At 55.3% G+C, this 430-nt stretch carries 1 pseudogene; it reads right to left on the bottom strand.

What is annotated here, in order from left to right:
• Positions 1 to 430 (bottom strand): annotated as a pseudogene (locus AAY47_RS19610) (DNA primase); the annotation flags it as partial.

Raw genomic sequence — 430 nt, 5'->3', positions numbered from 1 at the left:
CGTTTGCTGCCTGTCCGATGCCATCCCGTGCGCCATCTGCTGGATCAGTAATAACAGCTTGCGCGTCTGCGGCGGCATCTCGTCCAATGTCCGGCCTAAGATTTCGTGGGCAAGCTGATTCGCCAGTTTGATATCGTCTTTGGTCACTTCGATATATTCAAGCCGCTTCCCGCGATGTTCTGCCGTTTTGATGTCCCGCTGATACTGGTGCAGCAGGGCGATGCTCTGAATGAGCGTCAGGTATTTCATATGGTCACGGCGGGTGCGGGTTTTGTCTGACATAAAGGTCAGTTGCGACGCATACGGATTGACCACATTCAAGGGTTTCAGCAGCCGCTGGGCGTTCTGGTGAAGCTGAGTCAGGTACTCGCGCTCGTTCTCAGCCAGCAAGCCTGCCAGCGTCTGCTTCTGCCGTTGCAACGCATGGATG

The sequence above is a fragment of the Xenorhabdus griffiniae genome (genome assembly GCF_001028135.1).
GTDB classification, from domain to species: Bacteria; Pseudomonadota; Gammaproteobacteria; order Enterobacterales; family Enterobacteriaceae; genus Xenorhabdus; species Xenorhabdus bakwenae.
Note: the sequence above shows the minus strand (reverse complement) of the source record. Positions and strands in the feature narration are given on the sequence as shown.